At 67.8% G+C, this 15,365-nt stretch carries 9 protein-coding genes; 4 read left to right on the forward strand and 5 right to left on the reverse strand.

The annotated features are described in order from the left end of the window. Positions 1 to 3,108: 3,108 nt before the first annotated feature. Together EV667_RS18565 and EV667_RS18570 are read left to right on the forward strand one after the other, a co-directional pair. Positions 3,109 to 3,738 (forward strand): TetR/AcrR family transcriptional regulator, encoded by a 630-nt coding sequence (locus EV667_RS18565; protein WP_131836859.1) that lies wholly within the window; start codon positions 3,109 to 3,111, stop codon positions 3,736 to 3,738. Between the two features lie 1,266 nt (positions 3,739 to 5,004). Then, positions 5,005 to 5,502 carry a hypothetical protein gene (locus EV667_RS18570; RefSeq protein ID WP_131836860.1) on the forward strand — a complete coding sequence of 166 codons (498 nt, stop codon included), beginning with the start codon at positions 5,005 to 5,007 and terminating at the stop codon, positions 5,500 to 5,502. Between the two features lie 935 nt (positions 5,503 to 6,437). On the opposite strand, the gene EV667_RS18575 is transcribed toward EV667_RS18570, so the two are convergent. After that, positions 6,438 to 7,448 carry a peptidylprolyl isomerase gene (locus tag EV667_RS18575; protein ID WP_131836861.1) on the reverse strand — a complete coding sequence of 337 codons (1,011 nt, stop codon included), beginning with the start codon at positions 7,446 to 7,448 and terminating at the stop codon, positions 6,438 to 6,440. Positions 7,449 to 7,872: 424 nt separating this feature from the next. Between EV667_RS18575 and secA the strand changes: the two genes are divergently transcribed. Together secA and EV667_RS18585 are read left to right on the forward strand one after the other, a co-directional pair. Next, positions 7,873 to 10,668, forward strand: coding sequence for a preprotein translocase subunit SecA (secA, locus tag EV667_RS18580; RefSeq protein WP_131836862.1), 2,796 nt, complete (start codon positions 7,873 to 7,875; stop codon positions 10,666 to 10,668). A gap of 10 nt (positions 10,669 to 10,678) precedes the next feature. After that, entirely contained in the window at positions 10,679 to 11,071 is a 393-nt protein-coding gene (locus EV667_RS18585; protein ID WP_131836863.1) for a nuclear transport factor 2 family protein, read from the forward strand. Positions 11,072 to 11,090: 19 nt separating this feature from the next. Here the strand turns inward: EV667_RS18585 and EV667_RS18590 are convergent, their stop codons facing one another. From EV667_RS18590 to EV667_RS22635, 4 genes are all read right to left on the reverse strand, one after another. After that, complete coding sequence (locus EV667_RS18590; protein WP_131836864.1) at positions 11,091 to 12,809, reverse strand: L,D-transpeptidase family protein; 1,719 nt, start codon at positions 12,807 to 12,809, stop codon at positions 11,091 to 11,093. A gap of 144 nt (positions 12,810 to 12,953) precedes the next feature. Then, positions 12,954 to 13,907, reverse strand: a complete 954-nt coding sequence (locus tag EV667_RS18595) for an acetyl-CoA carboxylase carboxyltransferase subunit alpha (protein ID WP_131836865.1) — start codon at positions 13,905 to 13,907, stop codon at positions 12,954 to 12,956. 117 nt (positions 13,908 to 14,024) lie between these two features. Further along, positions 14,025 to 15,008: a site-specific tyrosine recombinase XerD gene (locus EV667_RS18600; protein WP_131836866.1), complete on the reverse strand. Its 984-nt coding sequence runs from the start codon at positions 15,006 to 15,008 to the stop codon at positions 14,025 to 14,027. Then, entirely contained in the window at positions 15,005 to 15,148 is a 144-nt protein-coding gene (locus EV667_RS22635; RefSeq protein ID WP_165901653.1) for a hypothetical protein, read from the reverse strand. Before EV667_RS22635 ends, EV667_RS18600 begins: the two co-directional genes overlap by 4 nt. Positions 15,149 to 15,365: the final 217 nt, after the last annotated feature.

Genomic DNA, 15,365 nt, shown 5'->3' on the forward strand with positions numbered 1-15,365 from the left:
GCCCCCCCCCCCCCCCCCCCCCCCCCCCCCCCCCCCCCCCCCCCCCCCCCCCCCCCCCCCGCGCGGCCCCCCCCCCCCCCCCGCGCTCGGCCGACTATGCGCGTGGCTGCTTGGCGCGTGGCTGCTTGGCGCTTGGCTGCTTTGCGCTTGGCCGCCTATATGCCCCCCTTCGGCAGGCCGGTCGCCTTTCGCGTAAGCGGCCGCGCGGCCGCTTACGCCGCGCGTGACGCTGCAGCGCCCCCCAACGTCATCATCTTCCCATCGTCACGCAAGCTTGGACTATCTCCAGGCCTCTCCCCGTGTCTTACGGTAGCTACGTCGAGTGGAAGGGATGGGACGGCGACAATTTCTCCAGCGCCTGTGCACTACACATCGAGTGGGGGGCAATGGCGTGCCCGCGCGGCAACTTCTGCAGTGGGCCGTGTGCCTGGGGCAAAATTCCGCCCGCCTGAGCGCTCGCCCGACGCGCCCGACCGGTCACCGCGAAGGCGCGCTAAAGTCTCCAAAAGCCTGTCTAGAGGTTCCCCGGGACACCCGTCCTGCCGGCCGCAGCCTCCCGCTGCGATTGGGATGTAGCTCTCTCGGGGGCGTCGAACAGATCCCTGGCGCGAGCGCTTATTCACTAGACACGAAGCCGGCTAAGTAAGTCGACTATGGTTCACCGCCATGATCAGGAGCACGGCGTCACGCGCCGGCACCGTACCCCGGATAGACGGCCATCGAGGCTTCGCTCCGTCCCGGCCTGCACCCCACTCGCCATGGATGCTCTGGCGGGCCGGCGTTGATCGCAGACGCCATTCGGGAGCCCCGCCAAGACAGAAGCGGACATCGACATCTGAGCCTCGACGCCGCGGCCGGCCACCCCTGCCCGTTCGGCCGGAAACCTTTGAAGTACGGGCGCGGCGGGAGACAGTTCATCGAAACGGGGTGGGCGCCGGCCGCCGTGGCTGGAATGCAGGATGGCGCCCCGAGTGTTCCGGCGCGCCGGTGAGATTGCTTGGCCTCAAGGCACCGATCCGGGCGGCAGGGTACTGCACCAGCGCGCGCGGGGCCATAGTACCGACCCAGCTACGGGCTTTCACAGTTGCACGACGCGCGCGCCGCTCGTGGCGACATGCAACGGCTGGAGAACGTCAGCCTCGTAGCAGAAAGAGCCGCTTAAATGGTCACGCGCAAGCATGCGCTGACGAACAGTTTGCCGGCTTTCAATATATCGAAGGCGAGGTGCAACAACCCGGAGGGCGCACCAGGATGACCATTTGTCCGCAGAACGCGTGTCATTCGCCATGATGGCCTCCACCCCCCGTGCGCATCGGGACTGCTTCAGCCGGGTGTTTGCACCCTGGGTCGAGAAGTTGTTTGACGTAATCGAAGGCCGACGGATTTGCGGCATAGAATACCGTTCGACCTCCGACGCAGCCGGGAGAGGATCGCTATTTTCTGATCAGGCTTTCGTCACTAAGGCGGCTGTCGATCCATTCTCTCGGAGCAACGCAAGGCGGCCTCGCATTTTCAGTTCCGCCGGCCTTGTCCGGCATATCAACAGCAGGCGGATGGGATATTCGCCAGATGCGACGCGACGTTCGCGCCTGCACGCCGCAATGGGTATCATCGCCGGGGGCACCCATCCGATGCCTCAGCCTTTCAGACGGCATACTCCCCGGAGATGAGACGCCTTTGCGAGCCATTCTTGGTGCACCAGGGTTGGAGCGCCTCGAACCGCCGGGGCAACGCGGCTGCCGGGCCCGCGGGAGCGGTGGCGTGACGACCCGGCCGATGCGGCGCACGAATGCGCGGCCAAATCGCACCGCAAGGTACGAACGCCAGTGTGAACGGACCGTCGACGCGTAGGGCTCCGGCCCCGCGAAGACGCCAGTCGTGGAAAAAGGCCGGGGCGTTCCCGAATGAGGCTGTGTTCCGCACATTCCCCCGCATCCCCGTGAGAACAAAAGACAGTGCGCCTACCTGATGCAGAGCACCGGCCCAACGAGAAACCACCCGTGCGGGAGGCTTGGCGCCAATCGCCGGGACTGTCACGAGACCAGATTGCTGATGGACCAGGGATGAGCGAAGTGGGCACCCAAAGACCAGGTGCCGAAACACCGCGTGACCAGAGATGGGGCGAGGGGGGGACACGAGACGGGGCCGAGAGACGGGCGCTAGAGACGGGCGCTAGAGACGGAGGCAACAAAACCGCCCCGAAACCATAGGGATCGCAAGCCGGGCCGCCCGAGCGCCAAGACCTTTATGGTGAGTGGAATAGAGGACTGGCTTGGCATGTCCACGTCGAACCGCATCAGCCGCACCCCGCCCAAGGAATCCCCGACCGAGCCGCTCACTACCCGTCGGGGATGATCGCGCCGTGACGCGACGTCGAACGGCTTAGCCCCTCAGCCGGCGCTGGAGCGTAGCCACTTTAGCGGAACGGCCCACTACTGGAACGGCCAGGACTCGCCTCGGGCGGCCCTTCGCAGCCCCCCTCACTTGCGTCGGCTGCCTCCCCCTTCCCTTCCCTTCCCTTCCCTTCCCTTTCCTTTCCTTCCCTTCCCTTCCCTTCCCTTCCCTTCCTTTGTCCCCGCCGTCCCTTTCTCCTTCCCTTGTCGCGTGCTGCTTTCTTCTCGTCCTGACCCCGGCCTTCTGCTTCTGCCGCTGCTGTCCGTCGTGGAAAATCCGCATCACGCGGCGCCCGACCTAACCAGCGTCCGACCAAACTCACGCGGTCCCAACGCCCGCCCCCCACCCGCCGCTCCATATTCCGCCCAGTTGGCGCCGCACCTGCGAAAGTCTTTACCTTCGGCGGGGAACAGGCGAGAAAGGGGGCGCCGCTGGTGCGAGTGATTCGGCCATATCCGACGGTATGGCGGGAAGGGATGCGGGCCCCATAGATGGCAGCAGGCCGCCGACGCATGCCGGCAAGTCGTTCCGTCACGTTAAGAAAAACTTATAAGTGTCATTTAGTTACAATCGTTACGAAACGTACCGTTTTATAACTTAAAACGTTTTGTTTCGTTTTATTGCGTTTGGATAGGGCCTTGTTATGGGGGCAACGCGGCCCGTTTGAACGCCTCGATAATCGTCTCGACACCCTCGTCCTTGTGGTTAATGAAGATGGTTAACGGAACCTTTCGGCAAAGGCCTGTTCGTGCGTTGGGCCGCGCGGGTCGGCGCAGTTCGGCCGGGCCGCGCCGCAGCAAAGCGGCGGCCGAGGCCATTCTTGAGGCGGCCGAGGCGGTGCTCGCGGAAGTGGGGTACGCCGGGTTTACCATCGAACAGGTGGCGCGCCGCGCGGGCGCCGGCAAGCCGACCATTTATCGCTGGTGGAACGGCAAGCCGGCCCTGCTGATCGAGATCTACGCACGACAGCCGCTGGACCTGTCCGACACCGACACCGGGTCGCTGGAAGGCGATCTCGTCGCCGCGCTGGCTCGCCTGCTGACGTTCTGGCGTGAGACCCCGGCTGGCGAAGCGTTCACTGCCCTGCTGGTGGAGGCCCAGCATGATCCGGCGGCGCTGGAAATGCTCCGCGCTTTCCTCGCCGAGCGCAGCTTTCCGTTCGCCGACCTGTTCGATCGGGCCGCGCGGCGTGGGGAACTGGCAGCGGATTTCGATCTCGCGGCCGGCCTTGATCTCGTCAGCGGCTATGTCTGGGCGCGCCTTCTGACACGACGGCTCGACAACGACGCGCCAAGCCTCTCATCCGCCGCCCGGCAGATGGCACGTGGCTGCCTCCGACGCTGAGCCCGCGCCGCCGAACGATGCCGCCGCGCGCACCTGTCTGCCGAAGGTGTGAGGCGGCGACGGCGCGGACGCCCCCACGGATGTGCAGCCGAGCAGGAGAGGATATGCCTCCGGGGTCTCTGAAACCGGACACTTGCGTGCCACGTCGGGTTTCGCACGACAGGGACAGTGCCATAACCAAGTGACAGCCTGTCATCGGCTGAGAACAGTTACGCGTCGCCTCGCCCTTTTCCTCCGGCAGGACTCTGCGCGCCCCACTACCTGGACGCTATCGCCGCCGGGCGCGCCGCGATCGAGGGGGCTCCCCCGGTGATCTTCGAGGCCGGAAGCGGCGGTTACGACTATCGCATTCCCGCATTGGCCGAGCGTATCAATCGACCTTCCCTCGTCACCCCCGCCGGCCAGACAGTTCGCCGGAGCCTGCGTGTCTTGGCCCGCACCGGCACGTCGATGCTACAGGCTTGTCCGGACGTGTCTGACCCCAGGCCTGCCGGTCACCCCCGCCCGCAGTCAACGTGGCAATTTCCTGGTCTTCGCAGACCATCGGCGAAATTGAGCAAGACAGGAAATTCGCGGCGCAGCATCCGTCAGGGCGAAACGGCACTGGAGCGGTTTCGACGTGAACCGATTCGAGTGCGGGCTCCAGGATCAGCGGCCCTCTGGTTCCTGGCCTGCCAGCAAAGTCGATGGAGCTGTAACGTGCATGCAGCCCGGCTCAGCGAGCTCGGACGATCGACGCCAACTCCAGCTGCAGGGAGGATGTGTCGGCGCGCGGCGTCGGGTGGCCGCAGCGGTGGTCCGAAAGCCGCGCGCTCGCGAAACCGGGCTGCGGCCGGGCCAAGCCCAGCGACCTGCCGAACGGCCCGAAGCTCGGCTCTCGCCGGGAGACGCTCCCGGGGGCGGCGACGAGAAGGACGACATTCCCGTCGCGGACATCCGTCAGCGGAGCCGAGAACGGGGCGGGCGCCGGCGGCGTTACGGCCGGGCGTTTCCTCGACAGGAGAGGCCGCACCTGCATCAAGTCCGCGCCCGCCCCCGAGGCGAACCCCGGACGTTCGAGTGGGGCGGAGCGTGGTTCGACGGCCAACTCAACGTCGATCCCGCGCGCCCGGTCCAATAAAGCGCGACCTGATCGACAACACCTGATCGACAACACCCGACGGCGAAATCAGAACCCCAGCCAGAATAGCGCTGCGTGGCTATGAGCCATGGAGGGCGAGCGGTGGCGCGCGGCTGACCCACGGCCATTGGAGAACGACCACCTTCGTGGCGAGCCTGCGCTTGTCCGGGGTCGCCACGCCCTTCGTGCCCGCCGGCCTGATCGACCGCCCCGCCCTCGAGACCTCTGTGGACGCGGTTCGCGTGCCGGAGTTGGCGCCAGGCATCATCGTTGTCATGGGCAACCCGCCGAGCCACGAGGGCCCGAGGGTCGGCGGGATGGTCCACGCAGCCGGCGCAACGTCGCTCCACCTCGCGCCCGACAACCCCGACCTCGACCCCATCAACATGACCTTCTCCCAGCTGAAGCCCCTGCGCGAAGCCGCAGAACGCACGGTCCCGGCGCCGCCGAACGCCATCAGATGCCTGATAGACCCCGTGACGCCGAATAAGCCGGCACAGTCCGGGCCGGCTTTATGTCGGCGCGCGATCGGCGTCTCCGTGCGCTCCACGCCTCGCCGCCTGCACGACGCCATGTGCTTCAAGGGAAAGACGCAGGGCCATCCTTATCGCCGTCCCGCACCCTTCATCGACGCGATGATCTGAAGATCAGCCCCGTCCACTGGCTGGAGCAGTGTTGCCGGGTCGGCAGCACGAGGCGCGCGCCAGCCGCTCTGGCCGATGCCGCCGGCGCGCGGACGCCGGTCGGCATGGTGAGGTTTGGCGCAGAACAGCCGGCAAGCGGCGCCGCAGTTGCGGCCGGCTGAATGCATGGAGGCCTCTCGGCCCGGCAACGGCGGGCGCCGCAGGGGTGCGGCCAGAAGTACCGAGGCCCGTGGGAAGAACCCGTCGGAGGTTCGGCTCATCGGCGAGAGCGTCTCGGCCTGCCTTGTTTGCGAGGGCGGACGGCGTCGGCCTGGCGGAGAAGATTCGGAACCGCCCCCCCCCCACTCGCGCGGCCCTGGACGTTAGACGGGGCCCATCGGACAGTAGCCATGCGCGAGCACCGGCTTCGTCATCCCGTCCTAAGGGCCCACCCCACCCTCGCATCCGGGCAGGCCCTCGCACGCTCGACCAGCACGGTCCGAGCCTGCCGCAGTTCCTGCCCTGTCCTCCACCGCCGCCACGCATGCGAAGGGCCACGGCTCTTGGAACGCGGGACCCTTGATCGTCGACCCGCCTCCGCCGCAGGGCACGGGCCTCTGGCGGATACGTCCAACGAGCGCTTCGAGCCCCAATCGGCGCGTTCGGGCCTGAGGCCGGAAAAATCACGCCCGGGGTCAGCCCCGAAATGCACGCCTGTGCCGGAGCCGGGCGGCGGCTTGCGCGCCGGGGGCCATGCACTCTTGAGCCCAGGCAAATCTGGCCGCGACGGTGAGGTCGCGGCCGGATAACGCTCACGCGCCGGAGCGTCTCGCCGAACAGCCGTTCAGCGGCAGCGCCCCGGCGTGCTGTGAACCGGCCCCGCCCTGCAGGGCCCGGCGCCGCTTGCCCGAAACATCGTGCAAGGCCGCCGGGCGCGGCTCACAGCGTAGCGCGGCTCACGGGGTGGCGGGCTTGGCGGCGGGCGGGGTGAGGAGGTCGCCGGGCTTCGGCGCCGCTTCGGTCTTCTCCACCTTGGCGGCGTCGCGCGTCTTCTGCACCACGTCGGCCTGCGCCTTCTGCGCCACGAACTGCTCGATCTGCGGCTTCACTTCCTCGAAGGTCGGCACGGGCCGCTCGCGCTCTTCCTCAAGCTTGATGACGTGCCAGCCGAACTGCGTCTTCACCGGCTTCGACACGTCGCCGGGCTTCATCTCGAAGGCGACTTCGGCGAATTCCGGCACCATCTGCTCCTTGGTGAAGAAGCCGAGATCGCCGCCATCTTCCTTGCCCGAGGGGTCTTCGGTCAGTTCGGTGGCCAGTTTGGCGAAGTCCGCGCCCTTCTTCAGCTGGGCCTCGACATCCTGTGCCTTCTTCTCGGCGGCGGCACCGGCGGCGGGGTCCTTCGGGTCGGCGCGGAACAGGATGTGGCGGGCGCGCACTTCCTTTTCCGGCTTCTGCTGCGACGCCGCTTCCTGGTAGGTCTTCTGCATGGCCTCGTCGGTGAGGGCAGCCTTGGTGGCCTTGGTGAGAATGGCCTGCATCAGCACGCGCTTGCGGATGAAGTCCATCTCGCGCTTGAAGGCGTCGGTCTCATAGAGCTTCTCGGCCTCGGCGGCCTGCGCCATGGCGTTGAGGTCGATGAGGAAGCCGAGCACATATTCGTCGCGCGCCGCGCCCTGGATCTGCTGGGGCAGGTTCGGCGCCAGTTCGGCGGCGGCGGCGGTCACGTCGCTGCGGCGGATCGGGGTGCCGTTGACGGTGGCGAGCACCGGGTCATCGCCCTGCGTGGCAGCGGTCGCCGGCGTGGCCGCGGGTGCCGCCGCGTCCTGCGCGAGCGCCGGCAGCGCCGGAACGAGGGCCGCGCCGATCAGGGCGGCGAGAAGACCGGCGCGCAGCGGGCCGGCGGTGACCCGGCCGGCGGGGCGATGGGCCCCCTTGGGCGCGGTGTGCGGGCGATGACGGGTCATGAAGCGTTCCTCAATTTTCAGTTGGCCGCTGCGGGCCGCGAAAGCTGGCCCAGCCCGGTTCAGGTTGCAAGCGTGTAAGATCACCGGCGCCAGATATTTCGCCGCCGGAGCGCCGGCGAATGGACCGCCGGGGCGAGAGCCCGCTGGGAAGCAAAACTGTCGCCCGGCCTGCGATTGACAACCCCCAAACCCGTTCATAAGTGTGGCACGCGGTGCGGGTTCTTGCCGGCACTCGCGCTTATGTGACGCAAGAACCCGCAAGCCGTTCGCGGCGGCACGGCCCTGAAGACCCATTTCGGCCGCAAATGGCGTCTCGATGAGGCTTCAGCCCGCGCTCTCGCGCCCGCAGCTTGCTCAAGAGGATGCGGCGGCCCGTCACCGCCCGTTCGACACCTGCTCCTGGCGGACTCGGATTGGAAGTCTCATGTTCGGCGCTCTCGCGCGAAAGCTCTTCGGATCGGCCAATGACCGCCGCGTGCGCGGCTATCAGCCCAAGATCGCGGCCATCAATGCGCTGGAACCGGAGCTGAAGGCACTCTCCGACGACGCTCTGCGCGCCCGCACCGTCATGTTCCGCGAGCAGCTGGCAAACGGCGCCAGCCTTGACGACCTGCTGGTTCCCGCCTTCGCTACCGTGCGCGAGGCGTCCCTCCGGGCACTGGGCCAGCGGCATTTCGATGTGCAGCTGATCGGCGGCATGGTGCTGCATGAGCGCGGCATCGCCGAGATGCGGACCGGCGAAGGCAAGACCCTGGTCGCCACCGCGCCGGTCTATCTCAACGCGTTGACCGGCAAGGGCGTCCACGTCGTCACCGTCAACGACTACCTCGCCAAGCGCGACGCCGAGTGGATGGGGCGCGTCTACCGCTTCCTCGGCCTCACCACCGGCATCATCCATCACGGCCTGGACGATAATGAGCGCCGCGCCGCCTATGCCTGCGATGTCACCTACGCCACGAATAACGAGCTCGGCTTCGACTATCTGCGCGACAACATGAAGTATGAGCTGAACCAGATGGTCCAGCGCCCGCACTTCTATGCCGTGGTCGACGAGGTGGATTCGATCCTGGTCGACGAAGCCCGCACACCGCTGATCATTTCCGGCCCGCTCGACGACCGCTCGGACTTCTACACCACCATCGACGCCTATATCCCCAAGCTCTCGAAGGAAGATTACGACGTCGACGAGAAGCAGCGCTCGGTCGCCCTGACCGAAGCGGGCATGGAAAAGACCGAAAACCTGCTGCGCGACGCCGGCATCCTCAAGGGCGAGAGCCTCTACGACATCGAGAACGTCTCGGTCGTCCACCACGTCAACCAAGCCCTGCGCGCCCACACCCTGTTCCAGCGCGACAAGGACTACATCGTTCGCAGCAACGAAGTGGTCATCATCGACGAGTTCACCGGCCGCATGATGCCGGGCCGGCGCTATTCCGAAGGGCTCCACCAGGCGCTGGAAGCCAAGGAGCGGGTCCAGGTCCAGCCCGAGAACCAGACGCTGGCCTCCATCACCTTCCAGAACTATTTCCGCATGTATGAGAAGCTGTCCGGCATGACCGGCACGGCCAATACCGAGGCGGCGGAATTCCAGGACATTTACAATCTCGAAGTCATCGAGATTCCGACCAACCTGCCGGTGAAGCGCGTCGACGACGACGACGAGGTCTACCGGACGGCGGGCGAGAAATACAACGCCATCATCGACCTCATCGTCGACTGCAAGAGCCGGGGCCAGCCGGTGCTGGTGGGCACCACCTCGATCGAGAAATCCGAACTTCTGGCCGAGCTGCTGAAGAAGCGCGGCTTCAAGCAGAAGGACTTTTCCGACCCGGACGCCTTCCGCCCGCTCTATGACGGCGACCAGGGCACGGGGGACGACCAGGTGTTCGCGGTGCTCAATGCCCGCCACCACGAGCAGGAATCCTACATCGTCAGCCAGGCCGGTGTGCCCGGCGCCGTCACCATCGCCACCAACATGGCTGGCCGCGGCACCGACATCCAGCTCGGCGGCAATGCCGACATGCGCATCTCCCACGAAATCGGCGACATGCCGGAAGGCGAGCAGCGCGCCGCCGCCGAGGCCGGCATCCGCGACGAGGTCGCCAAGCTGAAGGCGAAGGCGCTGGAAGCCGGCGGGCTCTACGTCATCGGCACCGAGCGCCACGAGAGCCGGCGCATCGACAACCAGCTGCGCGGCCGCTCCGGCCGCCAGGGCGACCCCGGCCATTCGCACTTCTTCCTGTCGCTGGAAGACGATCTGATGCGCATTTTCGGGTCGGACCGGCTCGACGGCATGCTGCAGAAGCTCGGCCTCAAGGAGGGCGAGGCGATCGTCCATCCCTGGATCAACCGGGCGCTGGAAAAGGCGCAGCAGAAGGTCGAGGCGCGCAATTACGACATCCGCAAGAACCTGCTGAAATATGACGACGTGATGAACGACCAGCGCAAGGTGGTGTTCGAGCAGCGCGTCGAGCTGATGCAGGACGAGGACGTCGCCGAGACGGTGGCCGAGATGCGCCATGGCGTCATCGAGGACATCGTCATCAAGCACGTTCCGCCCAGCGCCTATCCCGAGCAATGGGACACGGACGGGCTGGACGAAGCGCTCCAGCGCGTGCTGGGGCTCGACTTGCCGGTCAAGGAATGGGCGGCCGAGGAAGGCATCGCCGACGAGGAGATGCGCGAGCGCGTGCAGCGCCGGGCCGACGAGGCGATGGCGCTCAAGGCGGCCAAATACGGCCCCGACATCATGCGCTATGTCGAGAAGTCGATCCTGCTGCAGACGCTGGACCATCTCTGGCGCGAGCATCTGGTCACGCTCGACCATCTGCGCCAGGTCGTCGGCCTGCGTGGCTACGCCCAGCGCGACCCGCTGAACGAGTACAAGTCGGAAGCCTTCCAGCTGTTCGAGGCGATGCTTGCCAGCCTGCGCGAGGCCGTGACCGCCCAGCTCATGCGCGTCGAGGTGATGTCCGCGCCGCAGACCGACGACATGCCGCCCATGGTGCCGCACCACATCGACCCCGCGACCGGGGAGGACGAGTTCGCGCTTGCCGATTCCGAGATCGCCGCCGAGGCGACGCTGGCGCCGGCGGAGGACGCAGCCGCGCCGGCGCGCAACCCTGATGACCCCGCCACCTGGGGCCGGGTCGGGCGCAACGAGGCCTGCCCCTGCGGCTCGGGCCTCAAATACAAGCACTGCCACGGCAAGTTTGTCTGAAGCCGTGGCCATGGATCAGGGCGGCTCGACGGCCCACGACCTGGAGAGCGTCGAAGCCGCCGAGCGGCTTCTGTGCGAGGCCGCTCTCGCGGGCGACGTTGCCGCGCTCGACGCGCTGCTGGCCGACGACCTGGTCTTCGTCAACCAGTTCGGCCATGTGCTGAGCAAGGAAGACGACCTCGACCTTCACCGCACCGGCGCGTTCCGGCTGGAGACGCTGGCCTTCTCGGCCTACCGGCTGAGCCCCATCGCACCGGGCGTGGTGCTCGCGGTGCTGCGCGCCGAGGCCACCGGCACGGCGGGCGGCGCGCCCTTCGAGGCGACGCTGCGCTTCACCCGCATCTGGCGGCAGGACCCGGCGGGCTGGCGCGTGGCCAGCGCCCACAGCACAGCCATCGCCTGAAACGGCCCAGCCGACGTTTTTACTGGACGGTGGAGAAGCTGCCTGGCGCCAATATGCCGGCGGCACCCGGCAGGGTCGGCACCGCCCCGGGCAACGCCTCGCTGCCTGACGATGCCACGGAGGGCGACCCCACTGAGGACGAGGCGGCGGTGGGCGCAGCGGCAGCCGGCCGGCTCACGCGCGCAGGCTGTGCCGCGGGCGCTGCCGTCGCCTGGCGCGGCACCGGCGGACGGGCGGGCGGCATCGGCACATCGGCGATCGGCTCGGCCGGTGCGGCAGCCGGCGGTGGGCTGCCGCCGAACCAGTTCTTCAAACTGTCGAGAAAGCCGCCATTGCTGCCCGCGTCGAGCGAGGCCAGCTGTGGCAGCGCCGCCCGCTCCGGCGGCCGTGCCGGGGTGCCCGCCGTCGCCGCCGGGGCGTCCCCGGCCTGCGGAGGCAGGAGCACCATGTTGGGCGCCGCACCCGCCGACGTGGTGGACGCTGCAGCCTCGGCCGGTGCGGGCGTGGCAGGCGCCGGCGACAGGCCGCTGAACAAATTGTCGAAGAACCCGCCCGAGGCCGGGGCGGCGGCGATAGCGGTGCGCGGGCCTCCCGGCGCGTCGTCGGGACGCGCCGCCGGCAGCGGGACATTGACGGTCTCGCTCACCGTGTCGGCATTGGCCAGCGCGATACTCTCGGCCGGCGCCGGCTCGGTAGTGGAAACCCCATAGTCGACGCCCGGCGGCTTCACCACCGGCGGCAGCGAGCCCGGGGCGGAAAGCTCGGGATTCTCCAGCTTGGCGAGGAACACCTTGTGCATGCCGCCATCCTTGCCGGTCTTGACCGGGGCGGCCGGCTGCAGCGTGCCGGCGCTGGCGATCTTGGTGCTGACGTCCTTCTGGCGGGCGGCAAGCGCCTCCTCCAGCCCTTCCGGCAGGGTGTAGTCCGGGCAGGGAGCGGAGGCCTGCAACTTCTGGCCGGGGTCGGTCGGCGTGGCGTTGAACACGTAGCGCTTGCCGCAATAATCCACCTTCGGCGGCGCCTTGGTCAGCTCGAACACGTCGCTGCCCTGCTTCAGCATCTTCCAGAAGGCGAGGTGCGGGTTGTTGCGGTGGCGAACCAGATTGTCGGTGGTCATACGGAACGGGTAGGCCTGCACCTGGAACGAGCGCTGGCCGCCGAAGAAGCTCTCGCGCCCGAGCGCGAAAATCTCCTGCACCTGCTCGTCGGTCATGGCGTAGCAGCCACGCGAGGAGCAATCGCCATGCACCATCAGATTGCTGCCCGAGCGGCCCCAGGCGCGATCATAGGCGTTGGGGAAGCCAAGGTCGAAGGCGAGGTAATAGCTGGAATTCGGGTTCATCTGGCCGGGGGTGATGGTGTAGAAGCCCTCCGGCGCCTGCCGGTCGCCCTCCTTCACCTTCGGCCCCAGTTCGCCGGACCAGCGGCAGATCGGGTAGGTCTTCAGCAGCGCATAGTCGCCGCCGGCGGTTTCCTTCCAGACCTCCAGCTCGGATTCTTCCTTGAAGATCCGCACCACGATCGGGCTGGACTTGGTCATGTCCTTCTCTTGGATCAGCGCAAGCGTCTTCGGCGACAGGGTCCTGCTGGCCTTGGACATGGGCGAGTTGCTGTCGCCGCCATTGCAGCCCGCCAGCACCAGCGCGGTACAGCCGGCGAGCAGGGCCGCGCGCCAGGGCGCGCCGAGTCCCCGGTCACGCGCCTGGCGCGAGAGGCTCGATAACCCGTGAAACCTCAACCCCGGAGTCTCCCCGAAAGCCCGGCGCTCGAAGCACCAGGCCAAAGCGTTATACCGAGCCGACGGGGCGCGCAATCCCGTCCCCGGCTACCACCGTCGTCTGCCCCGCCCCGCCGGGATCGCCCCCGAGCGCGCGGCCGCGCTCTAGAGGGTCCGGCCGATGGCGAGGAACTTCTCGCGGCGCGCCTTGCGCAGCGCTGCCGGGTCCATTCCGTCCAGCTCGCCAAGCGCCGCCTCGATGGCATCGCCCGCCGCCTGCATCGCCGCCTCGGGCCCGCGATGGGCGCCGCCGGCGGGTTCGGAGATGATCGAATCGATGACATGGAAGCGGAGCAGGTCCTGCGCCGTGATCTTCATGTTCATCGCCGCTTCCTGCGCCTTGGCGGTGTCCCGCCAGAGAATGGAGGCCGCGCCTTCCGGCGAGATGACGCTGTAGATCGAATGCTCCAGCATGAGCACCCGATTGGCCGTGGCGATGGCAATCGCGCCGCCCGAGCCACCCTCGCCGATGATGACGGCAACATTGGGAACGCCGAGCGAGAGGCACGCATCGGTGGAGCGGGCGATCGCCTCGGCCTGCCCGCGCTCCTCGGCGTCGAGGCCGGGGAAGGCGCCGGCGGTATCCACCAGCGTGATCACCGGCAGCGAGAAACGGTCAGCCAGTTCCATCAGCCGCACCGCCTTGCGGTAGCCCTCCGGCCGGGCCATGCCGAAATTGTGCTTGATCCGGGTCTCGGTGCTGGAGCCCTTTTCCTGCCCGATCAGGCAGACGGCGCGCCCGCGAAAGCGCGCGAGGCCGCCGAGAATGGCGTAGTCGTCGCCGAACTTGCGATCGCCGGCCAGCGGGTCGAATTCCTCGAACAGGTGCGCGGCATAGTCGGAGAAGTGCGGGCGCAGCGGGTGGCGCGCCACCTGCGTCTTCTGCGAGGGGGAGAGATTCGCGTAAAGCTGGAGCAAAGCGTCGCGCGCCTTGCCCTCCAGCCGGACGATGTCATCGCCAATGGCGACCGCGTCGCCCTGCGCCGCCATGGCGCGCAATTCTTCCAGCTTGGCCTCAAGCTCGGCCACGGGCTTCTCAAAATCGAGGTAGCTGCGCATTGGAAATGACTGAACCGGCTGACAAGATAAGGGGGGCTGCCCGGAGAGGCGACCCGCGAAGTTGCGCGGAAGCTGCCCCGAGAGGGTGGCGACGTCAAGGCAAGGCCGCAAATGCGCTTAATCGCCGCTGCCGTCGCCCAGCGGATGCAGATCGCGCACCAGACTTTTCAGCCGCTCGTCCAGCACATGGGTATAAATTTGCGTGGTCGAGATGTCGGCATGGCCGAGCAGCGTCTGCACGATGCGCAGCTCCGCCCCATGCGCCAGAAGATGGCTGGCGAAAGCGTGGCGCAGCACATGCGGCGAGAGTCGTGCCGGGTCGATCCCCGCCGCCAGAGCGAGGTCCTTCAGGTCCAGCGCCACCTGCTGCCGGGTAATGTGGCCAGTGGCGGCACCGGAGGGGAACAGCCAGCGCGTGCGCTCCTGCGGTACCTTGCCCTGGCTCTTCGCCGCCTTCCCGGCCGCCGCCCTGTCCAGCGCGGCGCGATAGAGCCCCATGGCCGCCTTGGCCGGCTCGCCCAGCGGCACGAGGCGCTCCTTGTTGCCCTTGCCGCGCACGATGAGCGCATCTCCCTTCATGGTCGCCGCCGAGGCGGGCAGCGCCGCCAGCTCGGAAACGCGCAGCCCGGTGGCGTAGAGCAGCTCGATGAAACAGGCGGTGCGCGCCCGCCGCGCGCCGTCGGCAAAGCTCGACACCGCTTCGCCGGCCCGCGCATGGGCGGTGGCGATGAGGCGGCTCACCTCTTCCAGCGTCAGCACCTTGGGCAGAGGCCGGCTGCGGCGCGGCCCTTCCAGCACGGCGGCGGGGTCGTCGCCGCGATGGCCCTCGGCGTAGAGAAAGCGGTGGAACTGGCGCACCGCCGAGAGCTTTCGCGCCACGCTGGCGCTGGCAAGGCCGCGCACGGAGAGCGCCGCCAGCCAGGCCCGCAGGTCGCGGGTTGCCGCGCACGCGGCATCCGTGCCCTGCGTCGCCAGAAACCCTTCATAGTCCTCAAGGTCGCGCTGATAGGCGCCCAGCGTGTTCGCCCCGGCCCCGCGCTCGGCCGCCATCATGTCGAGAAACAGCTGCGCCAGCCCGGGCGACAGCGCCGGCGCGCTCATTTGGCGAACCGATCCGGCGGCACCACGACGCTCATCTCGCGCATCTGCGGCTTCACCAGATTGGCGAAGGCCCACAGCGTGCCATAGCCGATGCCGCCGAGAATGCCGAGGATGACGAGAAGACGGATGAGGCTCGGCATGGGGAGGCAGGGCCTTGCGCGATTCGATGGTGGGTGGCGCCGATCCTACGGCCTTAGGGGGCCGTCGGAAACGCGCGCGACACGGGCGATTTCGGTTTCACCCTGCCATCTCTATCTGAACGGAGCGTTACACCGCCACCGTCACGCGCGGCCGTTTCTCTTTGCGCCCCCCTCGCATTGCGTCACCCTTGCGCCAATGCTAGTCCGCGCTTGGTTT

The organism is Ancylobacter aquaticus (assembly GCF_004339465.1).
Lineage (GTDB): Bacteria > Pseudomonadota > Alphaproteobacteria > Rhizobiales > Xanthobacteraceae > Ancylobacter > Ancylobacter aquaticus.